At 70.5% G+C, this 20,654-nt stretch carries 14 protein-coding genes; 12 read left to right on the top strand and 2 right to left on the bottom strand.

The genetic code is table 11. The features are described 5' to 3' along the window. Positions 1-67 precede the first annotated feature (67 nt). On the top strand, positions 68-364 hold the full coding sequence (locus WME75_RS29630) for a hypothetical protein (protein ID WP_437478040.1): 297 nt from the start codon (positions 68-70) through the stop codon (positions 362-364). A 1-nt stretch (position 365) separates the two neighbouring features. Then, on the top strand, positions 366-1,982 hold the full coding sequence (locus WME75_RS29625) for an ABC-F family ATP-binding cassette domain-containing protein (RefSeq protein ID WP_437478037.1): 1,617 nt from the start codon (positions 366-368) through the stop codon (positions 1,980-1,982). Between the two features lie 50 nt (positions 1,983-2,032). Here the strand turns inward: WME75_RS29625 and WME75_RS29620 are convergent, their stop codons facing one another. Further along, positions 2,033-2,977, bottom strand: a complete 945-nt coding sequence (locus tag WME75_RS29620) for an aldo/keto reductase (protein WP_437478035.1) — start codon at positions 2,975-2,977, stop codon at positions 2,033-2,035. A gap of 335 nt (positions 2,978-3,312) precedes the next feature. On the opposite strand from WME75_RS29620, the gene WME75_RS29615 reads away from it, so the two are divergent. From WME75_RS29615 to WME75_RS29605, 3 genes are read left to right on the top strand one after another with little or no spacing between them, the layout of a single operon-like run. Then, the gene (locus WME75_RS29615; protein WP_437478032.1) at positions 3,313-4,116 is read left to right on the top strand and encodes a class I SAM-dependent methyltransferase; all 804 of its coding nucleotides are present in this window, start codon (positions 3,313-3,315) and stop codon (positions 4,114-4,116) included. Further along, positions 4,044-5,519, top strand: a complete 1,476-nt coding sequence (tssC, locus tag WME75_RS29610; RefSeq protein ID WP_437478029.1) for a type VI secretion system contractile sheath large subunit — start codon at positions 4,044-4,046, stop codon at positions 5,517-5,519. The genes WME75_RS29615 and tssC overlap by 73 nt, the downstream gene beginning before the upstream one ends. Beyond that, positions 5,516-6,259 carry a ferritin-like domain-containing protein gene (locus WME75_RS29605; RefSeq protein ID WP_437478026.1) on the top strand — a complete coding sequence of 248 codons (744 nt, stop codon included), beginning with the start codon at positions 5,516-5,518 and terminating at the stop codon, positions 6,257-6,259. Before tssC ends, WME75_RS29605 begins: the two co-directional genes overlap by 4 nt. 213 nt (positions 6,260-6,472) lie before the next feature. On the opposite strand, the gene WME75_RS29600 is transcribed toward WME75_RS29605, so the two are convergent. Continuing rightward, positions 6,473-7,252 (bottom strand): hypothetical protein, encoded by a 780-nt coding sequence (locus tag WME75_RS29600; protein ID WP_437478024.1) that lies wholly within the window; start codon positions 7,250-7,252, stop codon positions 6,473-6,475. Positions 7,253-7,509: 257 nt separating this feature from the next. Between WME75_RS29600 and WME75_RS29595 the strand changes: the two genes are divergently transcribed. From WME75_RS29595 to WME75_RS29565, 7 genes are all read left to right on the top strand, one after another. Next, complete coding sequence (locus tag WME75_RS29595) at positions 7,510-11,310, top strand: RHS repeat-associated core domain-containing protein (protein ID WP_437478021.1); 3,801 nt, start codon at positions 7,510-7,512, stop codon at positions 11,308-11,310. Between the two features lie 53 nt (positions 11,311-11,363). Further along, on the top strand, positions 11,364-11,930 hold the full coding sequence (locus WME75_RS29590; protein WP_437478018.1) for a hypothetical protein: 567 nt from the start codon (positions 11,364-11,366) through the stop codon (positions 11,928-11,930). A gap of 240 nt (positions 11,931-12,170) precedes the next feature. Continuing rightward, on the top strand, positions 12,171-12,635 hold the full coding sequence (locus WME75_RS29585) for a hypothetical protein (RefSeq protein ID WP_437478015.1): 465 nt from the start codon (positions 12,171-12,173) through the stop codon (positions 12,633-12,635). Between the two features lie 176 nt (positions 12,636-12,811). Then, on the top strand, positions 12,812-13,381 hold the full coding sequence (locus WME75_RS29580; RefSeq protein WP_437478012.1) for a hypothetical protein: 570 nt from the start codon (positions 12,812-12,814) through the stop codon (positions 13,379-13,381). Between the two features lie 124 nt (positions 13,382-13,505). Next, positions 13,506-15,710, top strand: a complete 2,205-nt coding sequence (locus WME75_RS29575) for a type VI secretion system Vgr family protein (RefSeq protein ID WP_437478010.1) — start codon at positions 13,506-13,508, stop codon at positions 15,708-15,710. Positions 15,711-15,722: 12 nt separating this feature from the next. Then, positions 15,723-17,963, top strand: coding sequence for a type VI secretion system Vgr family protein (locus tag WME75_RS29570; protein WP_437478007.1), 2,241 nt, complete (start codon positions 15,723-15,725; stop codon positions 17,961-17,963). 3 nt (positions 17,964-17,966) lie between these two features. Next, positions 17,967-20,654, top strand: coding sequence for a type VI secretion system Vgr family protein (locus tag WME75_RS29565; RefSeq protein WP_437478005.1), 2,688 nt, complete (start codon positions 17,967-17,969; stop codon positions 20,652-20,654).

Below are 20,654 nucleotides of genomic sequence, written 5' to 3'. Positions count from 1 at the left end.
CGAGATCGGCCAGGCGGCGCTCTCCCGCCTGGACCTCCGCGGCACCGTCTCGCACGACGATGAGCTCGTGCCGGCCTTCCGGCACGCCCTGGCGCTGGCGCTCGATGCGGGCGACCCCAGCCTGGTGCGCGTCGGCGAGAGCTTCGCGAGCAGCGCGCGGACGCCGCAGCGGCGCCTGGCCGCGGTGGGCGTCCGCCACCGGGAGCTCCTGCGGAGCTCACCGGGAGCCCCTGCAGGAGCTGCGGCTGGAGCGCGCGCGGCCGGCGGGCGCGCCACGTTCGTCGTGACCGGGCTGGCCCGGGCGCGCTTCCGCCGGAATTCACCGGAAGCGCAGGCGCCCACGTGCTATCCCCCGCGCCGCTGAGATGATCACGCTCGAAAAGCTCACCAAGCGGTACGGTCCCAAAATTCTCTTCGAGAACGTGTCGATGCGCTTCGACCCCGGCAAGCGCTACGTGCTCGTCGGCGCGAACGGAGCGGGGAAATCGACGCTCCTCAAGGTCATCTCCGGCGAGGAGGAGTCGGATCAGGGCGCCGTCGAGATCCCGAAGCAGCTCCGGGTCGGGGTGCTCAAGCAGGACCATTTCGCCTACGAGTCCCACCGCATCATCGACACGGTCCTGATGGGGAACCGGGCCCTCTGGGAGGCGATGCACGAGCGCGACCGGCTGTACGAGGGCGAGATGACCGACGAGGTCGGCATGCGGCTGGCCGAGCTCGAGGGGACGATCGGCGAGGAGGACGGCTACACCGCCGAGGCGCGCGCCGCCGAGATCCTCGAGGGGCTCGGGATCGCGACCGCCCGGCACACCAGCACGGTGAGCACGCTCGCGGGCGGGTACAAGCTCCGCGTCCTCATCGCCCAGACGCTCTTCGCGGGCGCCGACGTCCTGCTCCTCGACGAGCCGACGAACCACCTCGACCTCGACTCGATCCGCTGGCTCGAGGCGTACCTCAACGACACCTTCCGCGGCACGCTGCTCGTCGTCAGCCACGACCGGCACTTCATGAACGCGATCGCGACGCACGTCGCCGACGTCGACTACCAGACGGTCACGCTCTACACGGGCGACTACGACGACTTCATCGAGCAGAAGACGACGGGCAAGCGCCAGTCGGACGCCGACGCCGCGCAGAAGAAGAAGAAGATCGCCGAGCTCAAGGACTTCGTGGCCCGCTTCGGCGCGAGCGCGAGCCGGTCGAGCCAGGCGCAGTCGCGCGTGAAGGAGATCGAGAAGCTCGAGGCGGGCATCCACGTGCGGCGCACGAGCGTCGTCCGGCCGTACATCAAGTTCGAGATCGAGAAGCCCTCCGGCCGCGACGTGCTGCGCGTCGAGGGCCTCGCCAAGAGCTTCGGCGACCTGCACGTCATCCAGAAGCTCGATTTCAACCTGAACCGCGGCGACAAGCTCGCCGTGATCGGGCCGAGCGGCATCGGCAAGTCGACGCTGCTCAAGCTCCTCGTCGGCGAGCTCTCGCCCGACGCCGGGAAGGTCACGTGGGGCCACGACACGAACGTGGGCTACTTCGCGCAGGATCACCACGAGGCGATCGAGCCGGGGTTCACGGCCTACGAGTGGCTGTACCGCTTCGACCCGAGCGCGCCCAAGGAGCACGTCCGCTCGGTGCTCGGCAAGCTGCTGTTCAGCGGCGAGGCCGGGCTGAAGAAGACGGAGAACCTCTCCGGCGGCGAGGCGGCGCGCCTGTTCCTCGCGAAGCTCATCCTGGTGAAGAACAACATCGTGGTGCTCGACGAGCCGACGAACCACCTCGACGTCGAGAGCATCGACGCGCTCCTCCAGGCGCTCATCGACTACAAGGGGACGGTCATCGTCACGAGCCACGACCGGCACTTCGTGGGCAAGCTCGGCACCCGCGTGCTCGAGCTGTCGCCCCGGGGGCCGCAGCTGTACAACGGGACGTACGACGAGTACCTCGAGGGGCCCGGGAACCCGAGCGCCCAGGGCGTCAAGGCGTCGTAGCGTCACGCCAGGAGGCGGGGGCGCGGCGCTTCAGGGCTGCCGGCCCCTCTTCAGCGTGGCGCGGGCGCGAGGCGATCGAGCTGCTGGAGGTCGTCGGCGGTCAGCCGCCAGCTCACGGCCGCGGCGTTGGCGCGCACCTGCTCCGGCGACGTCGCGCCGGCGATCACGGAGGCGACGGTCGGCCGGCCGGCGAGCCACGAGAAGGCGAGCTCGAGCAGCGTGTGGCCCCGGGACGACGCGAAAGCGGCGAGGGCCGCGGCGGCGCTGCGGTTCTGCTCGGTCAGGAAGCGGGCGGTCAGCCCGCCGTCGGGCGCCGAGAGCCGGGCGCCCGCGGGGGCGGGGCGGTCGGGGAGGTACTTCCCGGAGAGCAGCCCGCTCGCGAGCGGGAAGTACGGCAGGAAGGCGAGCCCGAGGCGCTCGCTCTCCGCCAGCACCTCCCGCTCGGGCTCGCGCTGGAGCAGGCTGTACTCGTTCTGGACGCTCACGAAGCGCGCCGCTCCCGGGCGGGTGGCCTCCTCGGCGCCGCGCAGCTGGGAGGCCGAGAAGTTCGAGTTGCCGATCTCGCGCACCTTGCCGGCGCGGACCAGCGCGTCGAGCGCCTCCAGGGTGTCGCCGATCGGCGTCTCGGGGTCCGGGCGGTGGATCTGGTAGAGGTCGATCCAGTCGGTGCCGAGCCGCCGCAGGCTGTCCTCCACGGCGCGCTGGATGTACGCCGGCTTCGCGCCGCCCTTGCGCTCGTCGTCGAGCGGGAGGCCGAACTTTGTCGCGATGATCACCTGGCTGCGCCGGCCGCCGAGCGCCCGGCCGAGCAGCTCCTCGCTGCGCGTACCGCCGTAGATGTCGGCCGTGTCGAAGAAGTTGATGCCCGCGTCGAGCGCCGCGTCCACCACCGCCGCCGTCCGCTGCTCGTCGATGCGACCGCCGAAGTTGTTGCACCCGAGGCCCACGACCGACACGTCGAGCGATCCGATCCGTCGCTTCTCCATCTGAATCATCCCTTCTACACGAGAGATCTCGCAGGTCCTGCGCCGGCGGGCATGCGTCGCCCGCCGGGGGCTCCGGGCGCGCGGATGCGCAGGCGGCTCGAGCTCACGTGGAGTGCACGCCCTGTGCCGCTGCCCGCCGGCTCCGGGATGGCCCGGCCGCGGCTGGGAGCGCGCTGTCCGAGCTGCTCGGCGCCCAGCAGCCGAGCAGCAGCGCTGCTGATCCACGAGCAGCGGCGATCGCGGGCCGCGGCTCGCTCGCGGGGGGGGCGCCGGCGCGGCTCGCTGCGCCCGCGGCTGGCCACGCCGCACCGGGCGCCGGCACGCCCCCTGCTCAGGCGGCCCGCATGACCACGATCAGCCTTTCTCTCGATACCCCGGAGCTCGCCCAGGCCTACGAGCGCGGCAGCGACCGGCAGTTCAACCACGGCAAGCTCCTCATCGAAGCGCTGGGCGTGCGGCGCGGCCAGCGCGTGCTCGATGTGGGGGCGGGCACCGGCCGACTCGCCGCGCACGTGGCCGAGAGCGTCGGCACCGAGGGCAGCGTGGTGGCCATCGATCCCCTCCCGCTCCGCGTCGACATCGCCCGGCAGAAGACCCGCGCGAACCTCACGCCCGCGGTCGGGCGCGCCGAGGATCTCTCCGCCTTCGCCACGAGCAGCTTCGACGTCGTGTACCTGAACAGCGTCCTTCACTGGCTGAACGAGGTCCAGAAGCAGCGCGCCATCTCCGAGGCGGCGCGCGTGCTGAAGCCCGGCGGCAAGCTCGGGTTCAGCACCGGATCGCGGGAGAAGCCGCACCAGCTCGAGCCGATCCAGCGCAAGGTGCTCGCCGAGCTCGGGAAAGAGGCGCAGGGCACTCTCCCGTACAAGCTGACGGTCGACGAGGCCCGGGCGCTGCTCCAGCGCGCCGGGTTCATCGTGGACACGCTGGAGATCCGCACCTTCGTCGACCACGCCGCCGACATCGATGAGATCTTGCGGCACAGCGGCTCGAGCTCGTTCGGCAATCACCTCTCGCACCTGAGCGCCGAGGAGAAGCGCGAGGTGCGCGAGCGGCTGGCGAGGGAGCTCGAGGCGTGGCGCACGCCGCAGGGGATCCGGCTCGAGCGGAACCTCATCTTCGCGATCGCCCACACGGCTGGCAACTAGCCTCGACGCCAGCCTCTCTCGCCATTCCTGGCACGCCCAGATTGGCGGGATGCGCTTGCGGATCGCGACGGATGCGCCTCTACTCGTTCACCATGACGCTGACGCCTCACCGGCCCATCGATGACGATCGGATGCTGCAGCTGCTCCCGGAGAGGCTCGCCGACGTGATCGCGGGCATCGACCGGCGTATCGCGGAGCAGGTGGACTTGATTCTCCACCACCCGCTCTTTCAGCGGCTCGAGCGGGCCTGGCGTGGGCTCTGGTTCGTCGTCGAGAGAACGCAATTCGACGAGAACATCCGGATCGAGCTGCTCAACTGTTCCAAGGAGGACCTGCGGGTTGATTTCGAGGCCGCAGGCCCGGCCGACAAGGGCGGGCTGCACGCGATCGTCTACGCGCGCGCGATCGGGAGCGGGCACGAGCCCTACGGAGCGATCCTCGCGAATCTCGAGTTCGGCCCGGAGCCGGAGGAAATGGCTCTGCTCCAGCGATGCGCGACGGTGGCGCTGCTGGCGCAGGCGCCCTTCGTGGCGGCAGCCTCGCCGCGTCTCCTCGGGATAGCGAGTTATCACGCGCTCGGCGCCGCAGACGGTGGCCAGGTGCCCGACGTGTTGCAGCGGCTGCGCGAAGAAGAGGGCGCACGCGCGCTCGGGCTGGCTCTGCCCCGCTTCCTGCTGCGCGCGCCGTTCGGGCGCGGCGAGCGCACCGAGACGAGCTTCGCGTACGAGGAGAGCACCGAAGGCCACGAGAGCTACTGCTGGGGCGCCGCGAGCTTCGCCTTCGCCACGCGGCTCACCGCCAGCTTCGCGCGTTACCGGTGGTGTCCGAACATCATCGGTCCCGGCGGCGGCGGACTGATCGAGGGGCTGCCGCAGCCTGAGGGCGAGGGCGCGATCGAGGCCCCCACCGAGGTGGGGCTGTCCTTCCCTCAGGAGGCCGCGATCGCGGAGCGCGGGCTGATCCCGCTCGTGGCGCTCGGTCCCGGGCAAGCGTGCTTCTTCTCGGCGAGCTCCCTGCGTGCGCCCCGTTCCTTCGGCGACTCGGAGGAGGGCAGGGTCGCCGAGATGAACCACATGCTCGGGACCCGCCTCCCTTATTTCTTCATCGTCGCCCGCATCGTTCATTACCTCAAGGTCATCTATCGCTCCTACCAGCATGCCTTCGAGACGCCGGAGGAAGCCGAGAAGGAGCTGAACGACTGGCTGGCTCAGTACGTCGCGAATCGGGACGTGGTGACCGCGGCGTCGCGCGCGCGGAAACCCCTGCGCAAGGTGAAGGTGCGCATCCTGAACACCGAGCACGAGAGCGACTGGTACAGGCTCGAGATGCAGCTCCGACCCCACTTCAAGCACATGGGCGCATTCTTCACGCTGGGCGCGAACAATCGGATCGAGAAGAGATGATCGAGCTCGCCACGGACGATCCGATACTCGCCCGCTTCGCGCGCGATCTCGACGCACAGGCCTCGATTGGCGTCGAGGACGGACCCGGTGCGAGGCCCGATCTCGATCGCTTCACCGCGGAGGACATCGAGCACGCTCAGCTCGCTTGGAGCCACCGTGTCGTGGGCGAGTACCGCGGGGTGGTGATCTACACCGAGCTCCTCTCGGCCCTCGTCGAGGCGGCGGCGCCGTACCCAGCGCTCGCCGCCGTCCACCGGATCATCGGAGACGAGCTCCGCCACACCCGCCTGTGCGCAGAGGTCGTCGGTTGGCTCGGAGGATGGGAGTCGCTCCACATCGATCTCGGGGGGCAGCGGATGCCCCGCACCGACGAACCTGCCGCGGCCAGGGCGCTCGAGATCGCCGCCCGCGAGCTCGTGCTCGTCGAAGAGGCGTCGGTGATGACGCTGCGCGCCTACGTGCGCGCCGCCGGGGAGCCATCGATCCGGCGGACCTTCGAGTCGCTGCTGCGCGACGAGGTGCGCCACGCTGCCGCCGGGCGGTCGCTCGTGGCGCTGATCGAGCGCTCGTACCCGGAGAGCGAGCTCGCGACGGTCAAGGCGCGCCTCCGCGCCCGCCTGCCGGAGGAGCGGCGGCACTTGCACGAGCAGGCGCTTGCGCGGGCCGTGGGCGGCCCGGGGCGACAGCTCGGCGCGAGGCTCGGTACGGGCGATCTCGAGGAGTGGCCGGGCGTCGGGTGACGCCGCGCACAGGACCGGCTTCGACGATTTCGCGGTATCCGCTCGGCGACCTCCGTTCGGAAGGAGCAGCCCGACAAGCGCACCACCGGCATCAACGACGGTGCTCGGCGTCGATCACGCCGATCACCAGGGGATCGGCGTTGGCGCTCCGGGTCGGCAGCCGAGCAGGGAGGGCTGCGCGCGTCCGGCGGCTGGCTCGACGAGCTGCTCGGCTCAGCGCGTCGTCGTGTAATAGGCTCGATAGTAGGCGATGAGCTGCTGCCAGCGCGCCTCGAGGGCGGAGTCGCCGCGCATCCGGACCTGCCACTCGGCGTCGGCGGCCTGCCACGCGGCCGCATCTCGGAGGCCGTAGCGCGGGTAGATGGCCGCGGCGCCCCGCGGATCCAGCGAGAGCTCCGCGCACAGCGCGGCGTAATGCTCCAGCGCAAGGGCGGGCGCCGTGCGAGCCGCGATGGGCTCGGTCGGCGGTGTTGCTGGTGCGGGACGCTTCGCCGGGGCCGGGATGAAGGGCAGGGAGGCGACGAGCGCGGGCATGTCGTGGAGCGGGGCGGTGCCGCCGGGAGGCGCCGGGGGCGGCACCGGCGCGGCCGGCACCGGCCTGGGCGGCGCGCGCGGCACGAAGGGCAGGGCGGCGATGCATGCGGACATGTCAGGGAGCGGCGCCGTGCCGGTGAGCCCGGTCGGTTCCGAGCACCGCGGCGCTGGCGCGGCTCGCGGCGGCGTGATCGGCATCGGACCAGGCCGTGTGCCCGCCGGCGGCGAGGCTGCGACGATGTCCCGCTGGTGCTCGAGGAATGCCTGTGTGTAGCGGTTGGTCAGCTCGAAGCAGCCGTGATCGAGCTCCTCTCCCATTCGCTCGAGCCAATCGCGCTGCGCGGCCGTCCAATCCTCCGCCGTGAGCCCGGCGCGCGCGAGCACCTCATCGCGGAGCCTGCCGGCCTCCATCTGCGCGCGCAGCTCTGCAACCCGCTCCAGCGTCAGCCCCGTACCCATCGCACCCATCCTAACCTGCAGCTTCGCTCCCGCGGGGCTCCGCGTCGATCGGCGCGCGACGTCGGGCCCTTCCGCCGGCGGCGAGCGCTCGCCTGCAAGCGATCCCTGCCGGCGCGCCTCGCTCGCGTGCTCGGCGCTTCGGACCGTGGTCATGCGGGCGGGCGGCGTTGCAACGCGCCGCGCGGGGACGATATGTTCGCGCCGTGCTTCGCCGCGATCACTCGTCCGAAACACCCACCCGGAGAGCACGCTGAGCCATGTCGACCGCGCCCGCGCCCGATGCCGCTGCTCCCCCGGGGATGTGTCCGGGGGTCGCCGTGCTGGGAGGCGGTGGTGGAGCCGGTGACAGCGCCGGTGGCGGCAGCGGCGGTGGAGACGGCGGAGGCGGCGGCGGGAGCGGGAGCGGCCAGGGCGGGGGCGGCGATCAGAAGCACGCTCCCTCCGGGCAGGGGAAGCAGAGGTCCGAGGGAGAGCCGGTCGATGTCGTCACCGGACGGGTCTACACCGTGCCGCGGGTCGATCTCTCGCTGCCCGGCCCGCTCCCGTTCTCCTTCGTCCGCCGTTACTCCTCGGCCATGGCCGAGCGCGACGTCGGCCTCGGCTATGGCTGGGCGCACAGCCTCGGCTGGCGGGTCACCCTCACCCGGCGCGCGATCCGTGTCTGGACCGACGAGGGCATCTCGATCGACTTCCCCCTGCTGGCCGGAGGCAGCGAGGCGATCGGGCCCTGGGGCTGGCTGCTGCGGCGCGAGAGCGGCGGCTACCGCCTCGACAGGGGCGACGGCGTGCTCCTGGTCTTTGCGCTGCCGCTCGGCGGTGAGCGGGAGTGGCTGCTCACCGAGATCGGGGACCGCTTCGGGAACCGGATCTCGATCTCTTACGAGGGATCGAGGATCGCGGAGGTGCTGGACAGCGCCGGCCGGCGCGCCCGCTTCGCGTCGAGCCCCGAGGGGCGGATCGTCGCCATCAGCGTCTATAATGCGACCTCCCAGGGGCGCTGGGTCTCCTTCGCGCGCTACGAGCACGACGACCTCGGCCGCCTGATCGCCGCGGTCGACGCCGAGGGCCTCCCCTCGCGTTACTCGTACGATGAGCGCAACCTGCTCACCGAGCACGTCGATCGTGCCGGGCTCACGTTTCATTATCGCTACGACGGCGAGCGGCGCTGCGTCGAGACGTGGGGCGACCACGACGGGCGGCCGGATCCCGGCCTCGCCGACGGGCTGTCTCCGCTGCTCGCCGACGGCACGACGCGCGCCAGAGGCATCTATCACTGCCGCTTCGCCTACCTGCCGGACGGCTACCGCGAGGTCGCCAACTCCCGGCAGGTGAAGCGCTTCTTCGGCAATCGCCACGGCCTGCTCGATCTCGAGGTGGACGGCGGGCACGCGGTGTCGGCGACCTACGATGACGCCGGGCACCTGCTCTCGGAGACGGATCAGCTCCAGGCCGTCACACGCTATGACCGTGACGCGCGCGGCCGGCTGCTGGCCCGGACCGATCCCCTCGGCCGCGTCGTGCGCTACGAGCGCGACGCGCGGGGCGACGTCGTGCGCGTGATCGATCCCGCGGGGCTCGCGACGACGATCGAGCGCGACGCCGCCGGACTGCCGGTGCGGACGACGGATCCGGCCGGCGCGGTGCGGCGCTTCGCGTACGATCCGCGGGGCCAGATGATCGAGGCCGAGGACGCGACGGGCGGCGTCGTCCGTGTCGGCCACGACGCGCACGGCAACGTGGTCTCCCTCCTCGATCGGCGCGGCGGAAGGTGGCAGTGGACCTACGATTTCTTCGGCCGGACGCTGTCGATGACGGATCCGACGGGCGCGGTGAGCCGCTTCCACTACTCGCCGCGCGGGGATCTCGTGGCGACCACGGATCCGGCGGGCGCCACGGCGCGCTACACCTACGACGGCGAGGGCCGGCTCGTCTCCGTCGCGGACCGCGCGGGGCGCACGTCGCGCATCGCCTGGTGCGGCTATCACTGGCTTCACGAGGTCACCGACGCGACCGGCCGATCTGCGCGGATGCGCTACGGGCGCGAGGGGGAGGTGCTGGAGGTCGAGAACGCGCGCGGCGAGAAGCACGTGTTCGAGTACGACGCCGCCCTGCGCCGGGTGAAGGAGCGCACCTTCGACGGGCGCGTGCTGCGCTACCGCTACGATCCGGCCGGACAGCAGACGCGGGTCGAGCCGGGGATCGGCGAGCCGGTCGAGCTCGTCTACGATCTCGCCGGGCAGCTCGTGGCCCGCGAGGTCGAGGGCAAGCGCGAGGCGTATGCGTATGACGTGCGCGGCTTCCTCGCGTCGGTGTCGGGTCCGGACGGGACGGTCGCGTTCGAGCGCGACGCGATGGGGCGGATCGTGCGCGAGGCGCAGCAGGCCGCGGGCGGTCCTGCGTTCACCGTCGAGGTGGGCCGCGACGCCGAGGGGCGAGCGATCGGGCGAAGGACGTCGCTCGGTCACGCGCTGTCGTGGGAGCCCGCGCCGGACGGCCGCGCGGCCCAGGTGACGCTCGACGGCCGGCAGGTGGTGCGCCGGCACTTCGATCCGCTCGGCCGGGAGATCGCGCGCGTGCTGCCTGGCGGCGGGGAGGTGCACAGCGCCTTCGACGTCGTCGGGCGCCTCTCGCGCCGCCTGGTGCGCCGCGCCGCGAGCGGTCCAGCGGTCCGCGCTGGCGGGCCCGACGGGGCGGGCCCGCGGCCGGCGGGAACGGTCGTGGACGCGCGTTACAGCTACGATCCCACGGGGCGCCTCGAGGGGGTCGAGGATCTCACCCGCGGCCGCACGGCCTACCATCGTGATCCGGCTGGGCGGCTGCTCGAGGTCCTCGCGGAGGCGGGGCTGTCCGAGATCTTCGCCTTCGACGCGACGGGGAACCTGGTCGATGCGGCCCCCGGAGCGCCGGCGCGCGAGCACGGGCCCGGCGACCGGCTGATCCGGCGCGGCGACGTGGCGTACCGCTACGACGGGCTGGGCCGGCTCGTGGAGAGGCACGAGGGGGGTGCGCGGGTCACGCGCTACGCGTGGGACGGGCGCGGCCTCCTGCGCCGTGTGGAGACGCCGGACGGGCGCCGGGTGGAGTTCTCGTACGACGCCTTCGCGCGGCGGACCGAGAAGCGCGTGTCGACGCTGGGCGGTGCGGGCGCGCGGCTGGTCTCGCGCACGCGCTTCTACTGGGATCGGCATGTGCCGGTGCACGAGGTGCGCACGCGCGAGGGCGATGCGGTCGTCGAGGAGCGGACCTACGTCTTCGACGGCGGGAGCGCCGTCCCGCTCGCTCATTGCGAGACGCGCCGGGTGGATGGCGACGTGGCGTCGCGCTGGTACCACTATGTGAACGACCCCCTGGGGACGCCGGAGCGGCTGCTGGACGAGCGCGGCGACGTCGCCGGGGAGCTGCGGCTGTCGGCCTGGGGTAAGCGGATCGAGGAGGGCGGGGAGGGGGGCGTGACGACGCCGATCCGCTTCCTCGGGCAGTACGCGGACGAGGAGACGGGGCTCGTCTACAACCGGCACCGGTACTACGACCCGGAGGTGGGGAGGTTCATCAGCCCGGATCCGATCGGGCTGGAAGGGGGGGTGAACCTCTATGCGAGAGGGGTGGATCCGACAGCGGAGGCCGATGTTTACGGTAAACGCATCGTCCAGCCCGAGCCGATCAGCGATGCCGAGAGGAAGGCACTGCGCGACGCGGCCCGGGCGAGTTTCGAGGCGGATCCAGTGCTCAAGGCGCGTCAGGCCGCCATCAAGCAGCCGAAGAACGCGATGCAATGCGCGAACGTTGCCACAGACGCAACTCGCATCGGCGGAGGTTTTCCTGTGAATATCCTAGGACCGGACCGGGACGACGGAAGCAACGAGCATCTCGCGTCATGGGACGACAGCACGGGTAAGCCCAAGAAGTGGACCGATCACTGGGTGAACAAGGATCCTGACGGGAGAATAGTCGACTACGATCAAGGGATGGTATTCGATAGCTACGAGCAGCACGCGACGGCGATGTTTGAGAATCAACGGGTTGGCTATTTCATCGAAATCGATCCTAGGATGGGCTAGTGATTCCCTGTCTGCCGCTCCCGCACTTGGATGTGCTCTACTACAAGGCCACGATGAGCGCCCCCGACGCGCATCTCCGGCTCCTCTGCTCACTAGGTCGTGATGGTGTAGTGGCCGACGGCTCAGTGCCGTACGAGGGCCGGGTGCTCTGGCCGCGCGGCGACGTCGTGTACTCCCTCCACCTGTTCTTCGTCTGGATGCGCGGTACATGGCCGGTCCCAACCATGGCGGAATGGGCGGCTCAGGAGGCCGTCGAGGGGCACGGCAGCACCTACTTCGCCCAGCAGCTCGCTGCGCTAAAACGTGCGAATGTCATCGTTTTTGTGACTGACAATCAGACGTATCGCTTCAAACGGAATCGACTTTTTCTCCTGAGACTTCGCGCCGATCTGATCTCGGCAGGGCGGGACCCCGATGCCGTCCCGGTGTTGTTCCTGATCGACTGTTATCTTCGAGAAGACATCGACAAGACGCCAACGTCTGATATTATTCAGGTGCTCACCTGGCCTCGATGCGATCACGTGCAGGTCTTCCCCGAGGAGAAACGCGGTGACAAGGAGGCGCTGGATCGCGCCATCGCGCTTTACGAAGAGATGAGGGCCGAACATGAAGCCAAGTAACCTCTTCTGCCGGCTCCGGACATCGCACGAGCGCTGGAGTGGCCTCGGTGCGATCATGTGGAGGCGTTCCCCCGGGAGAAGCGAGGGGCCAGGGAGGCGCTCGAGCGCGCCATCGCGCTCCACGAGGAGCACAAGGGCGCCCCCGGCGGTGCTGCCGCTCCCTGAGCGCTCCTTCGCCCGACTCCATCGCTTCACCCTGGATCGGCCCCTCGGCATCGCATACGTTCCGCGAACCCGGTCATGATGCTCGATCTGGAAGCGTACGCGACGGTGATGGCTCAGCTCGCCGCATCCGGCGGAGCGCAGGAGGACGTGCTCCCGCGACACGGGCTCGACGAGGCGCGATGGGACGCCGCCGACACGTACTGGCAGGCGCGGCTCTCCGCGGCCGTCGCGGACGAGTCCGATGGGGTACCGGCGCTGCTCGCCACCTACGCTGCCGCCTACCAGGCGGAGCAGCGCGCAGCGGCGCCGCCGATCTCGCTGGAGCAGTTTGCCGGTGTGACCCGCCTGCTGCAATCCACGGGCGACGTGCACGCGGCGCTCGCGAAGGTCGGGGTGACCCTGGCCGACTACGTGCGCGCCAGCGAGCACTGGAGCCGCCGGATGGCGCAGGATCCCGAGTCGGAGCGGCGGTTCCAGGAGGCGCTCCGCTGCGAGGCCGAGGAGAGCCCGAGCTCGTCCTTCCATGGCGGCCGTCGCTAGCATGCGCCCGATGAGCAGCTCCCGTCACCGTCGAACGCCGCGTGGGAGCACGGCCCAGAGGACATCCGGCGAGCTTCGCGATCGGGTGCGTGCACAGGTCCGCGTCACGGTGGACATGGGGACTGCGATACAGCCCACGCGGCGAAGACGGGGTCGGTGGCATGAGGAGGGCTCACATGAAGAGCGCTGAGGCTCCGGACGGCGCGATCGTCGCGCTGGAGGAGGCGGACGCCGCTCCGGAGGCGGAGGCGGCGTCGCGCATCTCGATTGAGGATCTGCTGCCGGGGTCGGTCTCGCCGCAGCAGTCGCTTCGCGCGGAGGCGGCCGGCGCGACCGCCCGCGCGCCGGCGGCCGGCACGCGCACCGCGCGCGTGCTCGGCGTGGTGGGCCGCAGCGCCACGATCGTGCTCCGCGGCGCGACCGCGCCGGTCGAGGCGGAGCTCGCAGAAGAGGTGGATCCCGAGGTGATCGCGGACGCTCAGGCCAACGGCGATTCGGTGCTTGTCGAGTGCTGCGAGGGCGAACCGCCGCTCGTCGTCGCGGCGCTCGCGACGCGCAAACCTCGCGAGCTCCGGCTGCGGGCGGCCACGATCCACATCGAGGGAGATGAGGAAGTGCTCCTGCGCTCGGGGCACGGCGCCATCCGTATCCGTCAGGATGGCGAGGTCGAGGTGATCGGCAGCCGTATCAGCGCCGCCTCCCGTGGGCTGTTCCGCCTCGTCGGGCGGGTCTTGAGGTTGAATTGAGCCCGCGCCCGCGCGGTTGCGCGCTTCGCTTCAAGGCGACCCGGCCGGCGGCGCATGAGGCTTGTTGCCAGCGACGGCGAGCACGGAGCTCCCCGAGTGGCCTGCGACGTGGGGGAGGCGCTTGATGGAGGGCACGCTCGGCCACCTCGTTCTTGCGGGCGGCGGTCTGCCCCGCGACGTCCGGGTTCAATCGTACGAAGCGCACGAGGCGATCTCGCTGCCGTACACCGTCCACGTTGAGTTCTCGACAAGCGACCCGTCTTTTTGCGTCGATGCGTGCCTTCAGCGCCGGATGCTGCTCGAGGTCGATGATGGTCACGGAGGCATCCGGCATTACGACGGCCTGCCAGATCGCGTCGGCTTCCTCGCGTACCGGGGTGGCGAGTACCTCTTCCACGTGCGGCTCCGGCCCGCCCTCGCGGCGCTCGATCACCGCGAGGGCTCGCGCATCTTCCAGGACAAGAGCCCGGTGGAGGTCATCAAGACGATCCTGGCCGACGCCGGCGTCGACCGCGGCGTGGAGTGGCGGCTCCGGCAGCGCTATGCACCTCGCGAGTTCCTGTGCCAGTACCGCGAGACAGAGCTCGACTTCGTCCACCGGCTTTTCGAAGACGAGGGGATATTCTACTTCTTCCTCCACGGCCCAGACGGACACACCCTCGTCCTCGCCGATGATCCCGCGGCCTTCGCGCCGCAGGACGGGACACCCGAGGTGCTGCTCTCCGTCCGGCAGGGCGCGCGCTCGCACGCTCGGCCAGTGCTCGATCTGCGGCGAAGAAAGAGCCTGAGGCCCACGGAGCTCGCGCTGCGCGACCACGATTTTGAGAAGCCTGATGTCTTTCCCACGGCCTCGGCCGCGGCGCCCGGCAACCGGGCAATTCGCCACTTCGAGTACCCCGGTGGGTTCACCACGGGAGCCGAAGGCGCACGGAAGGCGACGCGGAGGCTGGGCTCTCTCCGCCATGACGTGGACGTCTGCCGCGGCAAGACCCGTGCGGCGGGGCTCCTCTGCGGTACGCCGATGACGATCGAGGGGGCGATCGAGCCGTTCCTCGGGGGCGAGCTTGTGGTCATCGAGCTCCGATCGCGAGGCCGGTCGGGCGCGGAAGCGTGCGAGAACGAGTTCTCCGCCATCCCGAAGGGCGCGCCGTTCGCCACGCCTCGTCGCACGAAGAAGCCGAGAGCTCGCGGTCTCCAGACGGCGATCGTCACCGGACCGTCGAGCGAGCCTCAGGCCGTCCACGTCGACCGGTACGGCCGTATCAAGGTGCGCTTCCTGTGGGATCGCTCGGGCAAGCAGGACGACACGTCGAGCGCCTGGCTGCGCGTATCGCAGCTCGGCCTCGGCGGCTCGATGCTCCTGCCCCGCGTCGGCTGGGAGGTCTCCGTCGGCTTTCTCGACGGTGACCCGGATCGCCCCCTCGTGCTCGGTCGCGTCTTCAACGCGGAAGACACGCCGCCCTACGCCCTGCCCGGCGCGGCGGCCAGGAGCGCGCTGAAGAGCATGTCCACGCCGGGCGGCGCCGGGCACAACGAGATCACCATGAGCGATACGCCTGGCAGCCAGGAGCTATCCATCTCGGCCAAGAAGGACCTCGACATCACCACCGGCAACGACAAGGACGAGACCGTGGGGGTCGACGAGGAGCAGAGCATCGGGCGCAACTACGCCGTCTGGGTCGGCGCGAACGAGTCGGTCGCCGTGGGCGCGAATCAATCGGTCGAGGTCGGCAACGCGCTTCAGATCAAGGTGGCCGGCGCGCAGACGATCTCGGTGGGCGGCGGCGACCAGGTCCACGCGAAGGCCGATCTCGTCGAGAAGGTCGGCGGAGCTCGCGACTACGCCGTGGGCGGGGACCAGATCACCATCTCGTGCGGCGTCCGCCAGCAGATCTCCGGCGCCTTCACGCGCGATGTCGGCTCGGTCCAGGCCAGCGTCTCGCTTGCCTCGATCGATGACAACATGCTCTCCACCTACGACGAGACGGCGGGCGCCCTCATCGCGCAGCTCGTAGCCGGCACGAGCGTCGAGAGCGTGGCGACGAGCAAGGAGCAGACGTCGTCCGCGGGAGAGATCCACAGCGTGGGCGCGCTCTCCACGCAGGCGGGCGAGGTGAAGCAGCTCATCGGCGGGCTGCACCTGCGCAATGTCGGCGGCGACTATATCGTCGAGGCCCCGCAGATCGTCATCGCGGGCGGCGTGGGGAAGTTCAACGGCGGCGGGAGCGCGATCAAGCTCAACGGAGGACCGATGGAGATCCAGGGCTCGAAGATCTCAATCAACGCGGCGCTCATCGTCCGCCAGGCAGCGAGCCTCAAGATCGGGTGAGCGAGGGACGGCGTGGCAGACCTCATCGAGATCGGGCACGAGCTCACGATAGGCGGCGTTCCGTTCCCCCTCCGCTGGCTCGAAGCGCACGAGGCGCTCGACGACATCGGCTGGCTTCGGTGCGAGATCACCGAGCACGCGGGCGGGCCGAACCCGGCCACCCTCATCGGGAGGCCGCTCCTCCTCACGCTGTCGCGCCGCGAGGGCCTGGAGGAGCGAAAGCTGGCCGGCTACATCGTCGAGGCCGAGCGCAGGACCGCGCGGGGCGCGGAGGAGCCGGGGACGCGGCTCGTCGCGCGCCCCCGGCTCTTCCGTCTCACCCAGCGCGCCGACTGCCGCATCTTCCAGCACATGTCGACGCCCGACATCGTGAAGGAGGTCCTCGCGGGCGCCGGTATCCCCGCCTCGGCGCAGCGCTGGCAGCTCGTGGACAGCTACCCGAAGCGGCAGACCGCGGCGCAGTACCGCGAGACGGATCACGATTTCGTCCGGCGACTCCTCGCGGAAGAGGGGATCACCTTCTTCATCGATTCGAGCACGGGGACCGATACGGTCGTCTTTTTTGACATCGAACCCGAGGAGCTGGAGGGTGGAAAAGAGCTGGTGTTCCGTCCGTCGGATGGGCTCGATACGACGTGGGATGCCATCACGACCCTCTCCTACGAGAGAACGACCGCTCCGGGACGCGTGCACCTGCGCGATCGCGATTTCGAGCGACCCAGGGTCGAGCTCGACGCCAGGGCCGAAGGGGACGACGACCCGGAGAGAGCGCTGGAAGTCTATCTGCACCCCGGCCGGTTCACCGAACCGGCGGTGGGCGACCGTCGTGCGAAGGTGCTCCTGGAGTCGCTCCGCGCCCGGCGCGCGCTCGCGAGCGGCACGACGAACACCCTCCGGGCGCGTCCCGGGCGCAGGTTTGCGCTGACGGACCATCCGCACGAGCCGCTCAATCAGGAGTACCTCCTCGTGGAGGTCGACACTGCGCTGGAGGCGCGCGCGGCGGCTCATCCGCGCGGAGAGGCGAAGGGCCGCGGGGCGCGCGTCGCCTTCCGCGCAATCCCGACGTCAAAGACCACCTATCGACCCCCGCGAGCTCCACGCGCGGCGAGGGTGGTGGGCGCGCAGTCGGCCGTCACGACCGGGCCGCCGGGCAGGGAGATCCACCCCGATCAGCAGGGTCGCGTGAAGGTCCTATTCCCCTGGGACCGGCGGGACAAGGCGGATGATTCCTCGAGCCCGTGGGTCCGGACGAGCCAGCTCCCGCTCGGCGGCGGCATGTTGACGCCGCGCGTGGGCTGGGAGGTGTGCCTCGCTTTCATCGACGGCGACCCTGAGAAGCCGCTCGTGGGAGGACGGCTGTACAACGCGGCTTGTCCGCCCCCGTACCCGCTGCCGGCTCACAAGACCCGGACGGCCCTGCAGACCGCCACGAGCCCAGGCGGCGGGTCCGTCAACGAGATCCGCATGGACGACCGGGCGGGCGCCGAGGAGGTGTTCATGAACGCGTCCCGGGACGGCTCGGTCCGCGCGGGAAATAACGCGACCGAGACCATCGGGAACAGCGAGTCGCGATCCATCGGGGCCCATCATTCGCTGGCGGTGGAGGGCAGCATGTCCGCCACCGTCGGCGCGAACCAGGATCTTGCGATCGGCGGCGACCAGGAGGTGCGCGTCTCGACGTTCATGGTCGATGACGTCGGCAGCCATTCGCTCACCGTGGGCGGCGACCGCGATCTCAAGGCGGGCGGGGATCACAAGCGCACCGTCACCGGAAGCTCGACGCTGACCCTCGGTGGGATGCAGGTCGATCTCGCCGCAGGCTCGGTCGACGAGGCGACGATGGCCACGATGGAGGACACGGTCGGCGCGGCGCTGATCGAGGTGACCGCCTCGGACCGGACCGTGACGGTGAAGGGGAGCCGGAGCGAGACCGCGGGTGCGGCCAAGGTGATCCTCGCCGGCGGCGGCCGCTGGGTCGAGGTCGGGACGAGCTTGAGCCAGAAGGCCGCAGGCGCGATCCTGAGCCACGTCGCCGGGGATCGCCACGACGTGAGCGAGACCGATTTCCTCGAGATCGCGGGGGGCGCGCAGATCGTCAAGGCGACGAACGTCGTGTTCGAGGCCAAGACCCTGCTCAGCGTCGTCATGGGGGCGTCGACCATCACCATGACCCCGGCGTCGGTGTCGATCGCGGGCGTCACGATCACGTTCGACGGCGACTGCCACGAGCTGGGCATCATCAAGGAGAACTGAGCCATGGCACCGCGGACGCTGAGCACGTTCTTCCGAGCCCAGGCCATCGCGTCGCGGGACGTCATCGGGTTCCGGGTCGAGCGCCGGCTGGGGCACGTCACCAGGGCCGAGATCGAGCTGCGCTCCGGGACCTACGTCGATCCGGACGAGCTTCTCGGCAGCCCTGCCTACCTCGCCTTCGGCCGAGAAGGTCCGGATCACGAGGTCCACGGTGTGGTGATGGACGTCGAGATCGCCGCCACGCCCGCGGACGACGACCTTCAGGGCGCCTTCTACCGCATCCACGTCGCCTCGTGGATGGGGCTGCTCGAGCGCGAGGTCGACTGCCGCATCTTCCAGGATCAGGACGTCAAGGAGATCGTCTCAGGGGTGTTGCGGAGCGCCGGTATTGACGAGCGACGCCAGTCCTGGCGCCTCGCGAGCAGCTATCCGAAGCGCGTTCATTGCGTGCAGTACGACGAGAGCTCGCTGGCGTTCATCTCTCGGCTCCTCGAGGAGGAGGGCATTTACTTCCACGCCGAGGCCGGTGACGCTGGCGAGACCGTCGTCTTCCGCGACGACAGCACCACCAGCGATCCGATCGACGGAGACAAGGAGGTGCCCTATCGCGCTGGTGCCGGGCTCGCGGCCGTCGAGGACGCGATCGGCGTCATCACGCAGCGGTGCCGCACGACGACGGGCAAGGTGGTCCTGCGTGATGTCGACTTCGAGGCGCCGAAGCTGGACCAGACGGTGACCGCGGCGGCGGAGACGGACGCGGACCTCGAGGTGTACGACTATCCTGGGCTGTACAAGGACCGGCGCGAGGGGGAGCGGCTCGCCCGGGTCCGACTCGAAGCCCTGCTGGCCGAGCGCGCGCTCCTCGAGCTCGACTCGATCTGCGCGCGGCTCACGGCCGGTCGGTGGCTGACGCTCGTCGACGCCCCGGAACCTCTCGACGGCGACTATTTCATCACAGCTGCGGTGCACGAGCTGCGCGACGGGATCTATGTCGTCCGCGCCACGACCGTTCCGCGGAGCGTCCGCTACCGTAGCCCGCAGCGGACGCCGGCGCCGGTCATCGAGGGCCTGCAGACGGCCGTGGTCGTCGCGCCGCCTTCCGCGCCTGCCGAGGAGCTCCACACGGATGCGCACGGCCGGTGCAAGGTCAAGTTCCACTGGGATCGCCACGGCGAGAGCGATGACACGGCTTCGTGCTGGATCCGTGTCGCGCAGCCGCAGGCGAGCGGGGCGATCCTCCTGCCGCGGGTGGGATGGGAGGTGATCGTCGAGTTCTTGGAGGGAAATCCCGACAGACCCCTCGTGACCGGGCGCGTCTTCAATGGGCGATTCATGCCACCCTACGCGCTGCCCGAGGGCAAGTCGCGCAGCGCGCTGCGGACGAGCTCGTCGCCGGGCGGTTCGGGCGCGAACGAGATCTGTCTGGAGGACAGCGCCGGGAGCGAGGAGCTCGTCCTCCGGTCTCAGAGGAACACGACGTTTGCGACCGAGAACAACAAGACTCGCTTCACGGGCGTCGATGAATCGAAGAGCGTCAAGGTCGACGCGCGACTCACGGTGGGCGCGGACCAGGAGATCCAGGTGACGAACGGCTACCTGAGCGCGGTCGCCGGCGCGCAGACCGCGAGCGTGGGCGGCAGCCGAACGGTGCAGGTCAACGCCGTCTGTGGGCTCACCGCCAAAGGTGCGAGCGTGACGACGGTGGGCGGCACTCAGAAGGAGATGGACGGTAGTCCGACCACCGCCCTCCTGTCCCTCGCCGGCAGCGCGCCGACAGAGGCGGCGAAGGCGGAGGCGAGCCGCGCGCTCGGGGCGCTCGACCGGGCCGTCGCGGCGAAGGTCAACCAGGTGATGGCGCCGATCCACGCGCTGGAGAGCCAGCTCGGGGACGTGGGAGCTGCCATGGCTTCCCTGAGCGTCGGGGACCTCGGCGCCGCGGCGAAGGCGCTCGACGCGGTGGCGAGCCTGCCTTCACCGGCTGCGTTCGGCGCGTCTCTCGGGGCGGCCGCCGGCGGGTCTGTGGCTCCGGGCGGCGGCGCTCACTGGCTCGATGCGCTGCTCGGGGGGGCGATGAACGGCGGCGGGGCTCGTCCCGGCGACGCGTCGGGCCATGGCGGGGGCGGCGGCGACGGCTCCTCGGGCGAGAGCGCGGCGGGACCGGATGGCGCGGTGGCGAGCAACTCGGCATCGGACAGCGCCACCGGGCCGGGGCACTCCGTCAACGTGTGTGCCTCGACGCACGACGAGAAGGTCGGGGGCATGAAGGCGACGATCGCTGCGGCGGGTATTCACACCACGGTCGGGGGCGCGCGGACGCAGGATGTCGGGGCTGCCAGGATCGAGCTCGTGGCCGGTACGCGGGCCGAGACGTGCCTCGCCGACAAGACCGAGAAGGCGGCTGGCCTGGTCATCGTGAGCGGCGCGCCCGAGACCGAGGTGGTCGGCGGAAGCCGGACGACGATGGTGGGCGGCGCAGTGGTCGACAAGATCGGCGGCTCGCACACCGTCCTGGCGGGTAACAAGGGCATGTTCATCGGTGCTTTTCACAAGGTGGACGCCTCGAGCGCCATCGTGTTCAGGTGCGGCCCGAGCGAGGTGGTCATCGACGGCGGAGGGGTGACCATCAAGGCTGGGCTCGTCACGATCGCCGCGCCGAACGTCCGGGTGAAGCGCAACGTATCCTTGATGTGA

The sequence above is a fragment of the Sorangium sp. So ce1014 genome, from assembly GCF_051521505.1.
In the GTDB taxonomy this organism is placed as follows: Bacteria; Myxococcota_A; Polyangia; order Polyangiales; family Polyangiaceae; genus Sorangium.
The sequence above is the reverse complement of the archived record's forward strand: the minus strand, read 5'-3'. Positions and strand labels throughout refer to the sequence as shown.

Excerpts from the sequence above, each read along its gene's own strand:
- WME75_RS29625 (WP_437478037.1), top strand. The coding sequence starts at position 366 with ATGATCACGCTCGAAAAGCTCACCAAGCGGTACGGTCCCAAAATTCTC.
- WME75_RS29565 (WP_437478005.1), top strand. The coding sequence starts at position 17,967 with ATGGCACCGCGGACGCTGAGCACGTTCTTCCGAGCCCAGGCCATCGCG.
- WME75_RS29620 (WP_437478035.1), bottom strand. The coding sequence starts at position 2,977 with ATGATTCAGATGGAGAAGCGACGGATCGGATCGCTCGACGTGTCGGTC.
- WME75_RS29595 (WP_437478021.1), top strand. The coding sequence starts at position 7,510 with ATGTCGACCGCGCCCGCGCCCGATGCCGCTGCTCCCCCGGGGATGTGT.
- WME75_RS29585 (WP_437478015.1), top strand. The coding sequence starts at position 12,171 with ATGATGCTCGATCTGGAAGCGTACGCGACGGTGATGGCTCAGCTCGCC.
- WME75_RS29580 (WP_437478012.1), top strand. The coding sequence starts at position 12,812 with ATGAAGAGCGCTGAGGCTCCGGACGGCGCGATCGTCGCGCTGGAGGAG.
- WME75_RS29590 (WP_437478018.1), top strand. The coding sequence starts at position 11,364 with ATGAGCGCCCCCGACGCGCATCTCCGGCTCCTCTGCTCACTAGGTCGT.
- WME75_RS29600 (WP_437478024.1), bottom strand. The coding sequence starts at position 7,252 with ATGGGTACGGGGCTGACGCTGGAGCGGGTTGCAGAGCTGCGCGCGCAG.
- WME75_RS29615 (WP_437478032.1), top strand. The coding sequence starts at position 3,313 with ATGACCACGATCAGCCTTTCTCTCGATACCCCGGAGCTCGCCCAGGCC.
- WME75_RS29605 (WP_437478026.1), top strand. The coding sequence starts at position 5,516 with ATGATCGAGCTCGCCACGGACGATCCGATACTCGCCCGCTTCGCGCGC.
- WME75_RS29575 (WP_437478010.1), top strand. The coding sequence starts at position 13,506 with ATGGAGGGCACGCTCGGCCACCTCGTTCTTGCGGGCGGCGGTCTGCCC.